This is a genomic window from Streptomyces sp. NPDC104381 (assembly GCF_055583745.1).
Window position 1 is genome coordinate 636,182 of the sequence record NZ_JBVJNK010000006.1, and the last position, 18,110, is coordinate 654,291.

Annotated in this window: 16 protein-coding genes; 11 read left to right on the top strand and 5 right to left on the bottom strand. The window is 71.2% G+C overall.

The genetic code is table 11. From position 1 onward, the window contains the following. The first annotated feature begins 5 nt into the window (after window positions 1-5). From ACZ607_RS24075 to ACZ607_RS24090, 4 genes are all read left to right on the top strand, one after another. Window positions 6-1,250 carry a cytidylyltransferase domain-containing protein gene (locus ACZ607_RS24075; protein ID WP_469737638.1) on the top strand — a complete coding sequence of 415 codons (1,245 nt, stop codon included), beginning with the start codon at window positions 6-8 and terminating at the stop codon, window positions 1,248-1,250. 12 nt (window positions 1,251-1,262) lie between these two features. Continuing rightward, window positions 1,263-2,198 (top strand): N-acetylneuraminate synthase family protein, encoded by a 936-nt coding sequence (locus tag ACZ607_RS24080; protein ID WP_469737640.1) that lies wholly within the window; start codon window positions 1,263-1,265, stop codon window positions 2,196-2,198. A gap of 11 nt (window positions 2,199-2,209) precedes the next feature. Continuing rightward, window positions 2,210-3,253 (top strand): hypothetical protein, encoded by a 1,044-nt coding sequence (locus tag ACZ607_RS24085; RefSeq protein ID WP_469737642.1) that lies wholly within the window; start codon window positions 2,210-2,212, stop codon window positions 3,251-3,253. Between the two features lie 99 nt (window positions 3,254-3,352). Next, entirely contained in the window at window positions 3,353-4,027 is a 675-nt protein-coding gene (locus tag ACZ607_RS24090; protein WP_469737644.1) for a hypothetical protein, read from the top strand. A gap of 35 nt (window positions 4,028-4,062) precedes the next feature. On the opposite strand, the gene ACZ607_RS24095 is transcribed toward ACZ607_RS24090, so the two are convergent. The 4 genes from ACZ607_RS24095 to ACZ607_RS24110 all read right to left on the bottom strand — a co-directional run bounded on the left by ACZ607_RS24095 (window position 4,063) and on the right by ACZ607_RS24110 (window position 8,184). Then, window positions 4,063-5,889 carry a serine/threonine-protein kinase gene (locus ACZ607_RS24095; RefSeq protein WP_469737646.1) on the bottom strand — a complete coding sequence of 609 codons (1,827 nt, stop codon included), beginning with the start codon at window positions 5,887-5,889 and terminating at the stop codon, window positions 4,063-4,065. Between the two features lie 127 nt (window positions 5,890-6,016). Beyond that, on the bottom strand, window positions 6,017-6,835 hold the full coding sequence (locus tag ACZ607_RS24100; RefSeq protein WP_469737647.1) for an SGNH/GDSL hydrolase family protein: 819 nt from the start codon (window positions 6,833-6,835) through the stop codon (window positions 6,017-6,019). Further along, window positions 6,822-7,391 (bottom strand): PadR family transcriptional regulator, encoded by a 570-nt coding sequence (locus tag ACZ607_RS24105; protein ID WP_469737649.1) that lies wholly within the window; start codon window positions 7,389-7,391, stop codon window positions 6,822-6,824. Before ACZ607_RS24105 ends, ACZ607_RS24100 begins: the two co-directional genes overlap by 14 nt. 112 nt (window positions 7,392-7,503) lie before the next feature. Then, window positions 7,504-8,184: a macro domain-containing protein gene (locus tag ACZ607_RS24110; protein ID WP_469737651.1), complete on the bottom strand. Its 681-nt coding sequence runs from the start codon at window positions 8,182-8,184 to the stop codon at window positions 7,504-7,506. A gap of 216 nt (window positions 8,185-8,400) precedes the next feature. Here ACZ607_RS24110 and ACZ607_RS24115 point away from each other — a divergent pair, with 216 nt between their 5' ends. Continuing rightward, on the top strand, window positions 8,401-10,017 hold the full coding sequence (locus tag ACZ607_RS24115) for an ADP-ribosyltransferase domain-containing protein (protein ID WP_469737653.1): 1,617 nt from the start codon (window positions 8,401-8,403) through the stop codon (window positions 10,015-10,017). 28 nt (window positions 10,018-10,045) lie between these two features. On the opposite strand, the gene ACZ607_RS24120 is transcribed toward ACZ607_RS24115, so the two are convergent. Beyond that, window positions 10,046-10,804, bottom strand: a complete 759-nt coding sequence (locus ACZ607_RS24120; protein ID WP_469737655.1) for a hypothetical protein — start codon at window positions 10,802-10,804, stop codon at window positions 10,046-10,048. 157 nt (window positions 10,805-10,961) lie between these two features. Between ACZ607_RS24120 and ACZ607_RS24125 the strand changes: the two genes are divergently transcribed. The 6 genes from ACZ607_RS24125 (at window position 10,962) to ACZ607_RS24150 (ending at window position 18,100) form a co-directional block, all read left to right on the top strand. After that, window positions 10,962-12,176 carry an amidohydrolase gene (locus ACZ607_RS24125; RefSeq protein ID WP_469737657.1) on the top strand — a complete coding sequence of 405 codons (1,215 nt, stop codon included), beginning with the start codon at window positions 10,962-10,964 and terminating at the stop codon, window positions 12,174-12,176. Window positions 12,177-12,383: 207 nt separating this feature from the next. Further along, window positions 12,384-13,424 (top strand): BMP family lipoprotein, encoded by a 1,041-nt coding sequence (locus tag ACZ607_RS24130; RefSeq protein ID WP_469737659.1) that lies wholly within the window; start codon window positions 12,384-12,386, stop codon window positions 13,422-13,424. Window positions 13,425-13,678: 254 nt separating this feature from the next. Further along, complete coding sequence (locus tag ACZ607_RS24135; protein ID WP_469737753.1) at window positions 13,679-15,304, top strand: ABC transporter ATP-binding protein; 1,626 nt, start codon at window positions 13,679-13,681, stop codon at window positions 15,302-15,304. After that, window positions 15,301-16,416: an ABC transporter permease gene (locus tag ACZ607_RS24140; protein ID WP_469737661.1), complete on the top strand. Its 1,116-nt coding sequence runs from the start codon at window positions 15,301-15,303 to the stop codon at window positions 16,414-16,416. Before ACZ607_RS24135 ends, ACZ607_RS24140 begins: the two co-directional genes overlap by 4 nt. Then, a complete protein-coding gene (locus tag ACZ607_RS24145; RefSeq protein WP_469737663.1) occupies window positions 16,413-17,702 on the top strand; it encodes an ABC transporter permease in 1,290 nt (429 codons plus the stop codon). The genes ACZ607_RS24140 and ACZ607_RS24145 overlap by 4 nt, the downstream gene beginning before the upstream one ends. Then, window positions 17,699-18,100, top strand: coding sequence for a cytidine deaminase (locus tag ACZ607_RS24150; protein WP_469737665.1), 402 nt, complete (start codon window positions 17,699-17,701; stop codon window positions 18,098-18,100). Before ACZ607_RS24145 ends, ACZ607_RS24150 begins: the two co-directional genes overlap by 4 nt. Window positions 18,101-18,110: the final 10 nt, after the last annotated feature.

Consider the following 18,110-nt stretch of genomic DNA (forward strand, 5'->3'; position numbering starts at 1 on the left):
CAACCATGACCCCGCCCCCCACCGTGCTCGCCGTGATCCCCGCCCGCGGCGGATCCAAGGGCGTACCCGCGAAGAACCTCGCCCGGGTCGGCGGCGTGCCGCTCGTCGCCCGGGCCGTCCGCGCCTGCCTCGCCTCGGCCGAGGTCACGGACGTCGTCGTCACCACCGACGACCCGGCCATCGCCGCCGCGGCCAGGGCCGAGGCGGAGGCGCTCGGGGAGGACCCCCGGCTGCACTGCGTCCAGCGTCCCGCCGCCATAGCCGGTGACACGGCCACCAGCGAGGACGCGGTCCTGCACGCCCTGCACGCCTACGAGGCGACGACGCACGGCCGGAAGGCCGACGTGGTGCTGCTCGTGCAGTGCACGAGCCCCTTCATCACCCGTGAGGACATCGACGGCGTCGCCACCGCGGTCTCCCGAGGCGGCGCCGACACCGCCGTCACCGTCGCCCCCTTCCACGGCTTCGTGTGGCGCGACGGCAGCGCGGTCGAGGACGACACCTACGGCGTCAACCACGACAAGGCCGTACGCCCGCGCCGGCAGGACCGGCCCCAGGACCACCTGGAGACCGGCGCCGCGTACGCCATGGACGTCGAGGGCTTCCGTACCCACCGCCACCGCTTCTTCGGGCACACCGCGCTCGTCCCCACCGACCCGGCCCGGGTCCTGGAGATCGACGACCCGCACGACCTGGCCCGCGCCCGCGCCCTCGCGCCGCTGCTGGACCCCTCGCCGTACCCCACCCGGTCGGACATCGACGCCGTCGTCCTCGACTTCGACGGCACGCAGACCGACGACCGCGTCCTCATCGACTCGGACGGCCGCGAGACCGTCGCCGTGCACCGCGGTGACGGCCTCGGCATCGCCGCCCTGCGCCGGGCCGGCGTACCGCTCCTGATCCTGTCCACGGAACAGAACCCGGTGGTCGCCGCCCGCGCCCGCAAGCTCCAGGTCCCCGTCCTGCACGGCATCGACCGCAAGGACCTGGCACTCAAGCAGTGGTGCGAGGAGCAGTCCATCGCCCCCGACCGCGTGCTCTACGTCGGCAACGACGTCAACGACCTGGCGTGCTTCGGCCTGGCGGGCTGGCCCGTCGCCGTGGCGAGCGCCCACGACTCGGTACGCGCCGCCGCGCGTGCCGTGACCACCAACCCCGGCGGCTCCGGCGCCATCCGCGAGATCGCGGCCTGGCTCCTGGGCCCCACCCTCACCCTCTCCACCGAAACGACCCACGCCCCCACCACGTAAGGAAGCACCACCATGAGCAGCACCTCCCGCCTGCGCACGTTCGGCACCCGCACCGCCGGCCCCGGCCACCCCGTCTACGTCACCGGCGAGATCGGCATCAACCACAACGGCGACCTCGACAACGCGCTGGCGCTGATCGACGTGGCCGCCGAAGCCGGCTGCGACGCGGTCAAGTTCCAGAAGCGCACCCCGGAGATCTGCACCCCGCGCGACCAGTGGGACATCGAGCGCGACACCCCCTGGGGCCGGATGACGTACATCGACTACCGCCACCGCGTCGAGTTCGGCGAGGCCGAGTACACCGCCATCTCGGAGCACTGCGCCAAGCGCGGCATCGACTGGTTCGCCTCCCCGTGGGACACCGAGGCCGTCGCCTTCCTGGAGAAGTTCGACGTACCGGCCCACAAGGTCGCCTCCGCCTCCCTCACCGACGACGAGCTGCTCCGCGCGCTGCGCGCCACCGGCCGTACCGTCATCCTCTCCACCGGCATGTCCACGCCGAAGCAGATCCGGCACGCGGTCGAGGTCCTCGGCAGCGACAACATCCTGCTCTGCCACGCCACCTCGACGTACCCGGCCAAGGCCGAGGAGCTCAACCTGCGGGTCATCAACACCCTCCAGCAGGAGTACCCGAACGTCCCGATCGGCTACAGCGGCCACGAGACCGGCCTCCAGACGACCCTCGCCGCCGTCGCCCTGGGCGCCGCCTTCGTCGAGCGCCACATCACCCTGGACCGCGCCATGTGGGGCTCCGACCAGGCGGCCTCCGTCGAGCCGCAGGGCCTCACGCGCCTCGTCCGCGACATCCGCACCATCGAGGCGTCGCTCGGTGACGGGGTCAAGAAGGTGTACGAGTCGGAGCTCGGCCCGATGAAGAAGCTCCGCCGGGTCGCGGGCGTCGTCGCCGAGAGCGAGAACGCCCCGGCCGCCGAGCCGGTCGCGGTCTGACGGGCCGACCGGTGAACCTCGCCTTCGTCGAGAGCCCGGTCCAGCTCCTGAACGTCCTGGAGTGGACCCACACGCGGGGAGGAGCCGACACCACCGTCGTCGTCCTCCCCCCGGTCGACCCGATGTCGCGCGGACAGCTGCGCAGGATGGCGGAGCTGGCCCGCGACGAGGGCATCACCGTCCGCTGGCAGGAGGCGCGCGGGGAGACCGGCGCGCCTCTGAAGACCCTGCGGGCGCTGACCGGCCTGATCCGCAAGGCCGAGCGCATCGTCATCGGGGACCCGTTCTCCCGGTACGTGCAACTGCTCCTCACCCTGGTCCGCGCCCGCCGGATCACGGTCGTCGACGACGGCACCGCCACCATGGAGTTCGTCGCCCAACTGGCGCGCGGCGAACGCCTGGTGCGCTGGCACCGCCGGGGGAGCGGCGGCCCGCGCGAGCTGCTCCTGGCCCCGGTCACCACCGCGGCCCGCCGCAGCTTCACCCCGTCGGCGTCCCGCACGGTCGAGGTGTTCACCGCGATGCCGGTGGAGGCCCCCGACGGCATCGAGGTCACGGCGAACACCTTCGCCTGGACCCGGGAGCGCTTCGGGCCGCCCCTCATCACCAAGGGCGCCGACCTGGTCGGCACCTCCCTCGTGGAGACGGGGGTGGTCGACCCCGTCCCGTACGAGGAGGCGGTCACCTCGCTGGCCCGCACCCACGGCGCGACCCGCTACTTCGCCCACCGCCGCGAGTCGGCGGACAAGCTCCACGCCCTGGAAGCCGCCACCGGCCTGGAGATCGTCCGCCCCGACCTGCCGCTGGAACTCATCGCCCGCAGAGGCCCCATCGGCCACACGGTCCTGAGCTTCCCGTCCACCGTGGTCCACACCCTTCCGCTGGCCCTGGCCGGCACGGGCGTGAAGGTCGCGGTGTGCGACATAGCGCCGGAGTGGCTGCGCGACACGGCGTCCCCGCGCGCACAGGGCTTCCTGAGCGGGGTCACGGAGACGGCCAAGGACGTGCAGCGGCTGGCGCCCTGGCGGGTCACGGCGGTCGTCAGGGAGGGCTGACGCGGACGGGCCGACGGCCGGGGTCGCACAGGCGTACCTTCGTGCTGGACGTTCACCACCGGAACGTTCCCCACGCACACACACGAAGGAGCTCGTCGGGTGACACAGACTCTGAGCCTGCACGGGATGCGCCGGCTGAGGAACGCTCCCGGCGGGGAATTCGACTACCGGATCAGCTACTCCGACGGCGGGGGAACCTCGCGGACCGTCGCCTGTGTGGAACGCGAGTTGCCGCCCGGCGGCATACCCGCCTACCTCGCGGCCCGGGGGAGCGGCGCCCGGTCCTTCGTCCTGTGGGAGGACGAGCAACGCCGGGCGCGGGTCGCCACCCTGGTCACCGTCTCCGCGAACGGCGGGCACGCCCAGTTCCAGGTGCTCGGCGCGCAGGGCGAACCGCTCGGCACGTTCACCCGCGACAAGGCGTTCAGCCGGGGCGCGCGTTCACGCTGGACGGTGAGCACCGCCGGCATCCCGGAGGCGGTGGGTCACAAGGGCCGGCTCTTCTGGTGGGGCGTGTGGTGGTTCTTCTCGCCCCTGGTGCCGCTCATGCTGGTGGGCGCCCTGTTCGGCGGTGGCGGCGGCGACTACCCGCGCGGCCCCCGCCGCATCAAGTGGCGCTCCGGGGGACAGGTGCCCCTGGAGTTCAAGTCGTCCGGGAACACGGTGCATCTGCACGCACCGCACCTGGACTGGCGTGTCGGAGCCGCCCTTGCCGCCCTCGTCCCCTCCTTCGACGGCTGGATCGGCGACCCCTGGGACAGCAGGAAGGACTGACGGGGCCTGGGCGCCGTCGCCTCTACCGGCCCGCTCTACCGGTCCGCGTTCCGCCAGACCGTCAGGTCGCCCTGGAGGAAGGCGAGGTCCGCTATCGCGGTCGACTTCGTCTGGATCACGTAGAGCCCGATGTTGCCCTTGTCGTCCTTCATGCAGATCTCGGTGCCCGCCGCCGCCCCGGCCAGCGGCCACTCGTGCTTGGTGGCGCTGCCGAGCATGAGGCGGCACTCGTCGAGGGTGGTGCCATGGCCGCCGAATATCTGCATGAACACGGCACGGTCGCTCCTCAGTTCGCAGCCGGCCGTCCGGCAGCTGAAGCGGACATCACCCTTGCGGTTCTCCTGCGACGGCTCGGCGCTCCTGAGGCTCAGCGAGTTCTTCGCGTCCATCCACACCAGGGGGAACCCCTCCGGGCGGGGATCCTCGGGCGGGGCGGCGGCGTCCTCGACGGCACCGTCACCGGACCCGGCCGCGGAGGAACCGGCGGAATCCGAGGCATCGGTGGCACCGGCGGCACCGGTCGAATCCGAGGTGTCGGAGGGGGAGCCCGCGGAGGAACCGCGGGCGGATCCCGGAGCGGACGACTCAGCGGCCGGTCCCGTCGCGGACGTCCTGGAGCCGGACCCGTCCCGGTCGTCGAGCCGGCCCACCGCGTCCATGAGCGACCACGCCAGCGCGACCACCAGCAGCGCGCCTCCCGTCACACCGGCTGCCGTGATCAGCGCGGTGCGCCGTCTCCGGGTGCGGCGCTGCTCCTGCGTCAGCTGGGGCGGAGCGGGCGGCGGCGGGAACCCCGGCGCGCGCACCGGCGCGGACGTGAACCGGGAGGTGGAGGTGGACGCGTCGAGGGATGACGGCGCGGGCGCGGAGACGGGTGAGTGCGCGGGCGCGTCGAGCGATGAGGGCGCGGGCGTGGAGGGGGGCACCGGCGGCTGCGGGTAGGCCGGGGTCGGCTCGGGTACCGGCGCCGGAACCACGGTCTCCGGCCCGGTGAACTCCCGCCACACGGCAGGCCCCCCACCCGCTTCGGCATCCGCCCCCAGCCGGTGCCGGCACCACTCCACGATCTCCTCGGGTGTGGCCCGCTCCGCCGGGTCGGCCGCCAGGCACCGGGCGAACAACGGGCGCAGGGACTGCGGCAGCAGGGAGAGATCGGGCTCGGAGTGCACGATCCGGTACAGCACGTTGACGGCCGGACCGTCCCCGTACAGCGGCTTGCCCAGAGCCGCGTACGCCGCCGTCTGGGCGAGCGCGAAGACGTCGGCCGCCGCCGTGACCTCGTTCCCGGACGCCTGTTCCGGGGCCATGAAGGAGGGCGTTCCGATCGTGCCGCCGGTCGCCGTGTACGCGGTCCCGTCGGCGGCCAGCGCGATACCGAAGTCGATCACCCTCGGCCCGTCGGCGGCCAGCAGCACGTTCGACGGCTTCAGGTCCCGGTGCACGATGCCCTCGGCGTGGATGGCCTTCAGCGCCTCGGCGATCCCCGCCATCAGCCACAGCACCGCTGGTACCGGCAGCGGCCCGCGCCGGGTCACCGCCTCCGTCAGCGACGGCCCCGGCACGTACAGCGTGGCCAGCCACGGCGGTGCGCCGTCCGCGTCGGCGTCGATCAGCTCCGCGGTGTACGCCCCACGGACCTGCCGGGCCGCCTTGATCTCACGTCCGAACCGCCGCCGGAAGCCCGGATCGTCGGCCAGCTCCGGCCGCACCACCTTGATCGCCACGGGGCGGCCGCCCTGCGTGTGCGACAGATAGACCTGCCCCATGCCGCCGGCGCCCAGCCGCGCGGCGAGCCGATAGCCCGCCACCACGGCCGGGTCGTCGGTCCGGAGCGGTTCGAAGACGTCCATCGCACGGCTCATCGGCCCTGTACCCCCCACAGTGATGCGTTGGCCAACGACAGCAGCCTATGCGGGATGTCGACCACTCGGTCACGCGTTCTCCCCATGGCCGAGCCCCGGAAGAGGCCGGCAGGAGAGGCCGCTGTCCCTACGTCAGCTGTTGCCGCCCGGAGTCGGCGGAGGAGTCAGAGGTGGTGCCCAGGGGTTGCAGCAGGGGCCGTTTCGCGGTGCGGCCGTCGCCTGAGGACCGGCCGCGCAGACGGCGGCCGAGCCAGGGGCCGAGGAAGGCGGCGGCCCAGCGCACTTCGGCGCCGGCTGCCCGCAGGCGTGAAGGGAGCGGCTGTACCGGCAGGGGACGGGTCCAGGCGTCGTCGCTTCCGGGCAGCTGGAGGGCCTGGGCGACGGCGGCGGCGATCCGCTCGTGGCCGAGGGGGCTGGTGTGGAGCCGGTCCGTGCTCCACAGCCGTGGATCGGCGGCGGCCGCATGCAGGTCGATCTCGGCGACCGCGACCCCGTGGCGGGCGGCCGCGGCGCGGATGTGGGCGTTGAGGGCGAACACACGGCCCCGGACCGGCCGGGCGAGGGGCGCGATCTTGCCCACGTCGGGAAAGGTCATCGTCACCACCCGGGCCCCGGCAGCCGTCAGTTCGGCGAACATCTCCTCCAGATGCCCGACCACCTCCGCGGCGTCGAACCGGGGCCGGAGCACGTCGTTGACCCCGGCCACGACGCTGGCGAGATCGGGCCGCAGGGCCAGGGCGGGCCCCAGCTGCTCGGCGTGGACCTGGCCCGCGACACGGCCGCGTACGGCCAGGTTCGCGTACCGGAGGGCGGGGTCCACGGCCGCGAGCCGCTCGGCGAGCCGGTCGGCCCAGCCGCGCAGTCCGACGGTGTCGTCCCCGTCGCCGACCCCTTCCGTCTGGCTGTCGCCCAGGGCGACGTAGCGCACGTACTCACCGCTCGGCACGGGTGGACTGCCTTTCCTCGAGGACGGAAGCGATCCGCAGGCACCAGTCGCGGTGTTCCTGCTCGAAGGACAGACCGCGCAGGCACGTCAGATACGGTCCGATCCGCTCGCCGTGGCGGAGGAACTCGTCCTCCTCCATCTCGCCGCGGAGCTGCCGCAGGAGCTTGCCGAGCAGCTCGATCTTGCCCTCGGCCGCCGACGCCCGCTCCTCCAGCTGACCGATCACCGACGCGGTGCCGACACGGTCGGCGACCTGCACCTTGACCAGCAGGTCGTCGCGGATGGACGAGGGTTTCGACACGGCTGCGGCGAAGCCCTCCAGCTCGGCGCGGCCGGCGTCGGTGACCTGGAAGAGGCGTTTGTTGGGCCGGGTCTCCTGGACCACCTGCCGGCCCGCGATCAGCCCTTCCTTCTCCAGCTTGGCCAGCTCGGCGTACAGCTGCTGCGGCAGGGCGTGCCAGAAGTTCGCGACGCCGATGTCGAACGCCTTCGCCAACTGGTATCCGCTGTACTCGCCGTCCAGCAGCGCCGCCAGCACCGCGTGGCGCAGGGCCATGGAGGCACCCCCTTTCCTCTCCTGTCCTGCCGCATCATACTCAAGAATCTGACTAATCAAATTCTTGAGTATGAGGAGGTGGAGGAAGGCGGAGTGTGCGGGGCGCCCTCCGTCAGCGGCGCGTCGCTCCCCTCCCCGCCGGGTCGATACGGACCCGCTCCGTGGCCGGTGCGGCCTCCAGGTCGTCCAGCTGCGCGACGATCGTGCCGCGCAGGTCGTCGTAGTCCTCGAAGCTGTGCTCGTTGAACAGGGTGTGGCCCGTCCACATCAGGTTGGCGCACACCCGCGCCGGCACCCGCCCCGTACGGGCGCCCATGCCGACCAGCGCCACCGATCCGATGCTCCCCGGCCCCCGCCTGTTCTGCAGATGGATCGCCTGGAAGGCCGCGGCGCAGGCCAGGGCCACGTTCAGGGTCTCGCTCACGTTCTGCGAGGACCCCTCCATCGTCGGCGTCGATATGAGGAACTTCGGGTTGACCGCCCCGGACGGCACGCACACCGCGCTCCCCACCGGAAGGCTCCCGCCGAACCCGTCACGGATCGCCCGCTGGACGCGCAGCTGGATCCCCGCGCCGAGGTGCCGCTTGACGGCGGCGTCGGTGCCCCCGTCCATGCGGCCGCGGGAGTTGGTCGGGGTGACCCAGGCGTCCACCTTCTCGTCGAGGATCGAGCCCTTGCGGATCTCGACCTCCGGGGTGTCGGCGAACGCGGCCCGCCACGCCTCCACGACACCGGCGCTGAGGTCGGTCAGGACCACCCGGACAGGCGGCGGCTGCATACGGTTCGCGGTCATCGTCCACTCCGATCGAGAGGTGGTTCCTCCACTGGTCAGGACGCTACAGCGCACCACTGACAACGCCTGCGGACGCGGCAGCAGTTGGCCCGCCGCCGTTGTCAGTGGCGCGGAGTACAACTCGTCCTGTGCGGGTCCACGGTGCGTACGGCGCCGGGCCGGCCCCGAGCACACCTCTGCCCTCAGCACGGACCGACACCGCGGAGCGCCTCCACCATGAACGACGCCAACACCCCGGCCCAGCCCGACCCGAACGACCCGCTGGCCCTCGCCGAACTCTTCGCGGGCGGCGGCGAACCGTGGCTGCCGCTGCTGAAGCCGGTCATCGAAGCGCAGCCGGACGCCGCCGAGTTCATCGGACCGGGACGGAGCCCGGGAGTCGTTCCCGTACGCGAGCTGACCTTCCAGGCGCTCAAGCCGAACGCGCCGCACCAGTGGAAGGTGGTCGTCTTCGGCCAGAACCCCTACCCGCGGCCGGAGAGCGCCACCGGCATCGCGATGTTCGACAACACCTTCCACGACTGGAAGGACAGCCAGTTCGGCCGGGTCGTCAGCATCCGCTGCATCATCAAGGCGGCGGCGATGTGGAAGTACGGCATACCGAAGAAGACCCCGATCGCCGACGTACGCGCGCTCCTGAAGGAGCAGGACACCGTCCAGCCGCCGGAGTGGTTCCAGGCGATGCTCACGCAGGGCGTACTGCTGCTGAACGCGGCCCTCACCGCCAGCAGCGACGGGGCGACGGCCACCGACCGGCACACCAGGTTCTGGCGCCCGGCGGTCGAGCGGATCGTCGAGGAGATCCTCAAGGCCAAGAAGGACGCCGATCAGGAGGACCGCTACGTCGTCTTCGCCTGGTGGGGCGCTCACGCGCGCAGCCTGAAGAACGTCGTCCTCCGGCTCCAGAAGAAGTATCCGGAGGTCGAGGTGCGGCACATCGACCATCCCAACCCCGCCGCGCAGGGCGACATCTTCTGCGAGGGCGAGCACTTCGGCACGGTCAACGCCGCACTCGCCTCGCTCGGCGCCGACGAGATCGACTGGCTGCCCAGCAAGGGGTGGAACGAGGCCGCGGAAGGGCCCGGCGGCGCGGACGACGGGGTCGCCGACCGCATGGGCGCGTTCATCGCGTCGACGATGGAGCTGCATCAGCTCTATCTGGACCGGCTCGCGGGGGTCAAGGACGAGGGGCTCGTCCTGCCCGCGATCACCGGGGTGTTCGACACCCCGCTCCTGGAGTTCCAGGAAGCCGTCGGGCCGGTCGTCTCCCTGCTGGCCGGCATCGACCGGCACGTGGGGCGGTCGTACGAGTTCGGGAAGAGGCGTGCGGACGAGGTGGCCGGCGAGCTGTCGGCGGACGCCGTCGCCGCACTCCACCTGTACACCTGCGAGTCCGCGTTCTACCGGGAGATCAACGCGGTCCTGCGCTCCCCGGACCGGACGAAGGTCGTCCCGTACCTCCCCTACCTGCGGCTGTTGTTCTCGGCCGTCTCCCGACTCCCGGCCCACACCGCGCCGTTGTGGCGCGGGGTCTCGCTGGACCTGCGCGCGCAGTACCCGCTCGGCCGGACGGTGACCTGGTGGGGCGTCTCCTCGTGCACGTCCGAGGTCGCCGTGGCGCGCTCGTTCCTCGGCAGCCGGGGCAAGCGGACGCTCTTCGAGGTGACTCCCGCACGGGCGGTCGGCATCCGGCGCTTCTCCGCGTTCACGGGCGAGGAGGAGTTCATCCTGTCGCCCGGTACCCAGCTGAAGGTGACGGCCGTCAAGGCGGAGCGCGGCGGTCTGTGCACGGTGAAGCTGACGGAGCTGGAGGAGCAGAGCCTCGTGTCCTGAGGGGCCCGGGCGGCGCGGCGGTGCGCGATCAGCCGGCGTCCTCCCGGGCGGGGGCGGGGGCGGGGGAGGCCGCCGGTTCCGCCTCCGGACGCGGGGCCGTGCGCTCCGCGCTCCGGCGCCGCCACGCGAGGGCGAAGCCGACCGCGGCCAGCAGCGCCGGGGCCGCCGACTGTGCCGTCAGCGACGCCACCCAGTCGGGGTTCATACGTTCCGTCATGCCGCTGCCGTACTGACAGGTCGCCTGGGGCGGAAAGAAGCTGTACCCCAGTGTGCTGGGCGGATAGCTCCCCCAGTCCGCGCCCGCCGAACAGGCGTCCGACGGCCCCACGAGCAGCTTCCAGCCGGCGAGTGCGTACAGGAGGAGGAACAGGGAACCGGTCACGGTCAGCGCCGTCCCCGTCCGGCGGAGCTTCTCCGTCCTGGACATCGGCATCACCAGCGGGCTGCCGGGGCGCGGATCGAAACACTCCGCGAGGAGGGCCAGGAACAGACAGGCCACCATGATCAGCATGGTGCTCCACAGCAGCAGGGCGAGCACCCCGTGCCCACCGAACGAGACGATGTCCCCACCCGTGTACTCACAGACGGTGGCGGGAGGGAACGCCTGGCTCCGCGTCCGCAGAAGCCGTCCCGGCCCCTCCGTGATCCCCCGCGTGCACCGCTCGTCGAACTCCAGCATGGCGAACAGGGCGACCGCCGACTCGGCGATCAGCGCGGCGAACGAGATCCCCACGGTGGCCCACAGGCCGCCCGTCCGGTAACCGCTGGGCGTGCGCACGTATGACATGCACGCACCGTACGCGAACGCACCCATGGGAAATAGGCGAGTTTACCCACCGGAACCGCCCGTCACACGCCGCCGCACCCTCTTTTGTTCCGCTGAGCGGCTGAACTTTTGTTGATCTGTGGCCAGTTGTGGGTGCCAGGGGCCTACCCTTGACTAGGTGAACCAGTTGAAGTCCCGTGCGCCCCACGCCGAGGCCGTCCTGCCCGGCACCCTGCCCGACGACCTGCGTGCCGAGCTCATCGCCTTCCGCCGTGATCTGCACATGCACCCGGAGCTCGGCAACCAGGAGTTCCGTACCACCGCGGCCATCAAGGCCCGGCTGGAGAAGGCGGGGCTGGAGCCCCAGGTGCTGCCCGGGGGCACGGGACTCGTCTGTGACGTGGGGGAGTGGGACGGCGTGACGCCGATGCTGGCGCTGCGCGGCGACATCGACGCCCTGCCGATCCCGGACACCAAGGAGGGCGTCTCCTACCGGTCCACCGTGCCCGACCGGGCACACGCCTGCGGGCACGACGTCCACACCAGCTGCGTCCTGGGCGCGGGGCTCGTGCTGAGCGACCTGGACCGCCAGGGGCTGCTGCCCCGGCCGGTGCGGCTGCTGTTCCAGCCCGCCGAGGAGGTGCTGCCCGGCGGCGCCGCCGACGCGGTGGCCGCCGGGGTGCTGGAAGGAGTGGGGCGGATCATCGGGGTGCACTGCGACCCCAAGGTCGACGTGGGCAGGATCGGTCTCCGGATCGGACCGATCACCTCCGCCTGCGACCGCCTGGAGGTCTCCCTCGACGGCCCCGGCGGCCACACCGCCCGGCCGCACCTCACGACCGACCTGGTCACCGCCGCGGCCCGGGTGGCCACCGACGTGCCCGCGCTGCTCGCCAGGCGCGTCGACGCCCGCGCCGGCCTCGCGGTCACCTGGGGCAGGCTCCAGACCGGCCACGCCCCCAACGTCATCCCGCAGCACGCCGAACTCTCGGGCACGGTCCGCTGCCTCGATCTGGAGAGCTGGCGGCAGGCGCCGGACCTGGTGCAGGAGGCCATCGACGAAGTGGCCGGAATGTACCGGGCCAAGACGGTGATCGACTACGTCCGCGGGGTCCCGCCCGTGGTGAACGAGGCCGAGACGATCGGCCTTCTCGACGCCGCGATGACCATCCGCCGCGGATCGTATGCGATCGAGGACACCGAACAGAGCCTGGGCGGCGAGGACTTCTCCTGGTACCTGGAGAAGATCCCCGGCGCCATGGCCAGGCTCGGCGTACGGGCGCCGGGGGACACCCGCGGTCTCGACCTGCACCGGGGCAACTTCGACGTGGACGAGGAAGCGATCACGGTCGGCGTGGAACTGTTCACCGCGGCCGCGCTGCTGGACGCCTGACCGAGGTGGAGCGGGGAGGCCGCGGACGGGTGGCGTGGCCTGCTGTTCCCTGCTGGTAACGGCTCGTAACCGGACAGGACACCTCCTGTTCGCGACGATCCGATAACGGCTTCCGTAGGGGTCTTTATCTGACATCTACGCGCGTTACGATCGCCGCGAAACCAGCGCCGGAAGAGGCGCTTCGGTCAGGTTTGAAGGAGCCTTCCCTTGCGCCGCGTATCCAAGATCGCTGCTGCGTGTACCGTCTCCGCGGCTCTCGCCTTCACCGCTACCGCGTGTGGTGAATCGTCCACCGAGAGCACCGGTTCCGACAAGGACCAGTTGAAGATCGGCATGGCCTACGACGTCGGTGGCCGTGGCGACAACTCGTTCAACGACTCCGCCGCCCGTGGCCTGGACAAGGCCAAGAAGGAGTTCAAGGCCGAGACCAAGGAGCTCACCGCCAAGAGCGGCGAGACCCCGGCCGACCGCGAGCAGCGCCTCGCGTCGCTCGCCGAGGGCGGCTACAACCCGGTCATCGGCGTCGGCTTCGCCTACCAGGCCGCGCTCGAGAAGGTGGCCAAGGCCCACCCCGAGACCACCTTCGGCCTGATCGACTCGGTCTCCGAGACGAAGAACGTGGCCTCCATCGTCTTCACGGAGGAGCAGGGCTCCTACCTCGCCGGTGTCGCGGCGGCCCTGAAGTCCAAGGACGGCCAGGTCGGCTTCATCGGCGGTGTCGACCTTCCGCTGATCAAGAAGTTCGCGGCCGGCTTCCAGCAGGGCGTCACGGAGACGAACCCGAAGGCCAAGGTCCAGATCCAGTACCTGTCCACCGGTTCGGACCTCTCCGGCTTCGGCAGCCCGGACAAGGGCGAGGCCGCCGCCAAGGGCATGCTGGACAAGGGTGCCGACGTCGTCTTCGCCGCCGCGGGCGGCTCGGGCGCCGGTGCGATCGAGGCCGTGGCCGGCAAGAAGGGCGCCTGGTCCATCGGTGTCGACTCCGACCAGGCCAAGGACCCGGCCCTGTCGAAGTACGCCGACACGATCATGACCTCGGTCGTGAAGAACGTCGACAGCGGTGTCTACGACCTGGTGAAGTCCGTCAAGGACGGCAAGCCGCTCACCGGCACGCAGACCTACTCCCTGGCCGAGGACGGCGTCAGCCTGACCACCACGGGTGACCACCTCAAGGACATCCAGGCCAAGATCGACGAGGCGAAGAAGAAGATCGCCGACGGCTCGATCAAGGTCAAGACCACGACCTGACCGGCCCGCTGAAGTCGGGGTCCGCAGGCGCGGTTTCCGCCGCGCCTGCGGACCCCGATTCACGTATACCTCCGGGCCGGGGTCCCTCGGCGTGTGTCGGTATCGTTCCCCTGGTTCGCCACCTGTCGCCGGGTGGCCAACGATTCGGTGGCGCTACGCGCGTAGTGCCCGCCGAGCGCGGTAGCTTTCGCCACCGGTCCCCGCGCTGTGTCCGTACATCGCCCGCCCTCCGCTCCTGCCAAGGAGAGTGCGCCATCAAAGCGTCCAGCAGTCCTCATGCCGTAGAGCTCCGCGGCATCACCAAACGATTCCCCGGCGTCGTGGCCAACCACGACATCGACATCACGGTGAGCCGTGGCACCGTCCACGCCCTCGTCGGTGAGAACGGCGCCGGCAAGTCCACCCTGATGAAGATCCTTTACGGGATGCAGAAGCCGGACGAGGGCACCATCTCGGTGGATGGTGAACAGGTCTCGTTCAGCAGCCCGGGCGACGCCATCGACCGCGGTATCGGCATGGTGCACCAGCACTTCATGCTCGCCGACTACCTCACGGTCCTGGAGAACGTCGTCCTCGGCTCCGAGAAGCTGCACGGCATCGGGGACAAGGCACGGGCGAAGATCAAGGAGATCTCCGACGCGTACGGCCTCGGCATCCGCCCGGACGCCGTGGTCGAGGACCTCGGGGTCGCCGACCGCCAGCGGGTGGAGATCCTCAAGGTCCTCTACCGCGGCGCCCGCACCCTGATCCTCGACGAACCGACCGCGGTCCTCGTGCCGCAGGAGGTCGACGCGCTCTTCGACAACCTGCGCGAGCTGAAGGCCGAGGGCCTCACCGTCATCTTCATCTCCCACAAGCTGGGCGAGGTGCTGTCGGTCGCCGACGAGATCACCGTGATCCGGCGCGGTACGACGGTGGGCACCGCCGACCCCGCGCACACCACCAGCAAGCAGCTCGCCGAGCTGATGGTGGGCAGCGAACTCCCCTCGCCCGAGACCCGGGAGTCGACGGTCACGGACACGCCGATGCTGGCCGTGGAGGACCTGCGGCTGACGGCCACCGACCCCGACGGTGTGGTGCGCGCCGTGCTCGACGGCATCACCTTCACCATCCACAAGGGCGAAGTGCTCGGCATCGCGGGCGTCGAGGGCAACGGCCAGTCCGAACTCGTCGACGCCATCATGGGGATGCGCACCCTCGACAAGGGCGCGCTGACGCTCGACGGCACGGACATCTCCCGTACGGCCACGCGCAAGCGCCGCGAGGACGGCATGGCCGTCATCCCCGAGGACCGGCACCGGCACGGCCTTCTCCTGGACGCGCCGCTCTGGGAGAACCGCATGCTGGGCCACGTCACCGAGCGGCCCAACAGCAAGGGCGCCTTCCTCGACCTCAAGGCCGCGCGCGCCGACACCGAGCGCATCGTGCGCGAGTACGACGTCCGCACGCCCGGCATCGAGGTCACCGCCGCCTCGCTCTCCGGAGGCAACCAGCAGAAGCTGATCGTCGGCCGCGAGATGAGCCACAACCCCAAGCTGCTGATCGCCGCGCACCCCACCCGGGGCGTGGACGTCGGCGCCCAGGCGCAGATCTGGGACCAGATCCGCGAAGCGCGCCACGAGGGCCTCGCGGTCCTGCTGATCTCCGCCGACCTCGACGAGCTCATCGGACTCTCCGACACGCTGCGCGTCATGTACCGCGGCAAGCTCGTGGCCGACGCCGACCCGGCGACCGTCACCCCCGAGGAGCTCGGCTCCGCGATGACCGGCGCGGCCGCCGGCCACCTGGAGGCGCCCGGCGCCACGGGCGCCACGGCCGCCGGTGACACCGCGGCCGACGGCTCCGAGACCGACCCCCGGGACGGGGGAGAGGACCGATGAAGAAGTTCGACAAGGAGCGGCTGCTCCTGGGGATCGCCGCCCCGCTGCTCGCCATCGTGGTCGCGTTCCTGGTGACCGCCCTGGTGCTCGCCGCCACCGGCAAGGAACCGTTCAGCGCCTTCGGCATCATGTTCGACTACGGGCTGAAGTCGGACAGCCAGGTCTACATCCTCAACAAGGGGACGACCTACTACCTCGCGGGTCTCGCGGTCGCTGTCGGCTTCCGCATGAACCTCTTCAACATCGGGGTCGACGGCCAGTACCGCCTCGCCGCGTTCTTCGCCGCCGCACTCGGCGGCGCGCTGACGCTGCCGGGCGCCCTCCAGATCCCGCTGATCATCCTCACCGCGATGATCGTGGGAGCGATGTGGGCCGGTATCGCCGGTCTCCTCAAGGTCACCCGAGGAGTCAGCGAGGTCGTCTCGACGATCATGCTGAACTCCATCGCGACGGCCATCATCGGCTACCTCCTCCAGCAGGGCCGCCTGGGCCACCTCGACAAGGCCGGCACGAAGGTCTCCACCACCCCGATCCCGGAGTCCTCGCACTTCTTCGAGTTCCCGACCACGCCGACGCCCGTCTGGGGCTTCATCGTGATCGCGGTCGTCGCCGGCGTCGGCTACTGGTTCACGCTCAGCCGCACCCGGTTCGGCTTCGACCTCCGTACGGTCGGGCAGTCCGGTTCGGCCGCCGAGGCCAGCGGTGTCGACGTCAGGAAGATGGTCGTCACGTCCATGCTGATCTCCGGCGGTATGGCCGGCCTGATCGGCATGCCCACACTGCTCAACGACAGCTACGAGTACAGCGGCGACTTCCCGGTCGGCATCGGCTTCACCGGGATCGCCATCGCGCTCCTCGGCCGTAACCACCCCGTCGGCATCGCGCTCGGCGCGCTGCTCTGGGGCTTCCTGGAGCGGGGCACCGGCAAGCTCGAATTCGAGGGCTACGACAAGGAGATCGTCGGCGTCATCCAGGGCGTCATCGTCCTCTGCGTCGTCATCGCCTACGAGGTCGTCCGCCGCTTCGGCCTCAAGCGCCAGCAGAGCAAGGTCGGCGCGGAACTCGCCGCCAAGGCCGCACGTAACTCCGACCAGCAGGAGGTGTCGGCGTGAGCGCCACGGCGACTTCCACCCCGCCGCCCGCGGCCCCCAAGGTCTCCGGCGGCAAGGGCGGCCGCACCCGCTTCAGCTTCCCCGTCGTCCTGCTGATCATCGCGGGCGCCCTGCTCGCGCTGTCCGCCGTACGCGCGATCACCGGCGCCCAGGACGTCACCTCGGCCGGGCAGATCAGCGCGGCCCTCGCGATGGCCGTGCCGATCGGGCTCGCCGGTCTCGGCGGGCTCTGGTCCGAGCGGGCCGGCGTGGTCAACATCGGCCTCGAAGGCATGATGATCCTCGGCACCTTCTTCGGTGCCTGGGCCGGCTGGCAGACCGACCCGTGGCTCGGCGTCCTGGCCGGAGTCGTGGGCGGCATGCTCGGCGGTCTGCTGCACGCCTTCGCGACCGTCACCTTCGGCGTCGACCACATCATCTCCGGCATCGCCATCAACATCCTGGCCCTCGGGTTCACGACGTACCTGGCCAAGCTGTGGTTCAACACCGGGGACGCGGCCGAGAAGGGCGGCAGCCCCAAGCAGTCGCCGCCCGCCGACAGCATCACGCAGGTGACGGTGCCCGGTCTCTCGGACTGGCTGCATTCGCTGGAGAAGCACCACTGGTTCTTCGTCTCGGACCTCGCGGGCATCCTCGGCGGTCTCGTCACCAACGTCTCGCTGCTGACCCTGGTGGCCGTGGTGCTCTTCGCGGGCACGTTCTTCGTCCTGTGGAAGACCTCGTTCGGCCTGCGGCTGCGCTCCTGCGGCGAGAACCCGGTGGCGGCCGAGTCCCTCGGCGTGAACGTCTACCTCTACAAGTACATCGCGGTGATCGTCTCCGGCGGTCTGGCCGGCCTCGGCGGCGCCTTCCTGTCCCTGGTCACCTCGCACATCTACAACGAGGGCCAGACCGGCGGCCGCGGATACATCGGTCTCGCCGCGATGATCTTCGGTAACTGGCGGCCCGGCGGACTCGCCATGGGCGCGGGCCTGTTCGGCTTCGCCGACGCGCTCCAGCTGCGCAACGGCGGCGAGTCCGTCCACGCGCTGCTCCTGCTGCTCGTGGTGATGCTGGCCGTCCTCGCGGTCTGGAAGCTCTACCGCAAGAGCTTCGTGCCCGGTGTCATCAGCGCGGTCATCGCCGCGGCGGTGCTGGTCTGGTACCTCGCCACCGACACCGTGCCCACCGAGTTCGTCAGTGCCACCCCGTACGTCGTCACCCTGCTGGTGCTCTCGCTCTCCGCGCAGCGCCTGCGGATGCCGAAGGCGGACGGCATGCGCTACCGGAAGGGGCAGGGGAAGTGACGGACGGCGCGACCCCCGTCGACTGGGACGCGCTGCGCGCGGCCGCCCGGGACGCCATGTCCCGGGCGTACGCCCCGTACTCGGGCTACCCGGTCGGCGTGGCGGCCCTCGTCGACGACGGCCGCATGATCACCGGATGCAACGTCGAGAACGCCTCGTACGGCATCGGTCTCTGCGCCGAGTGCGGCCTGGTCTCCCAGCTCGCCGCCACCGGCGGCGGCCGGCTGACCCACTTCACCTGCGTGGACGGTACGGGCGCCACGCTCGTGCCGTGCGGCCGGTGCCGCCAGCTGCTGTACGAGTTCGGCGGGCCGGGCCTCGTCCTGGAGACCCCGGACGGCTTCCGTACGCTCGACGAGATGCTGCCGCAGGCCTTCGGGCCGCAGCATCTGGGGTAGTGCCCCGCCG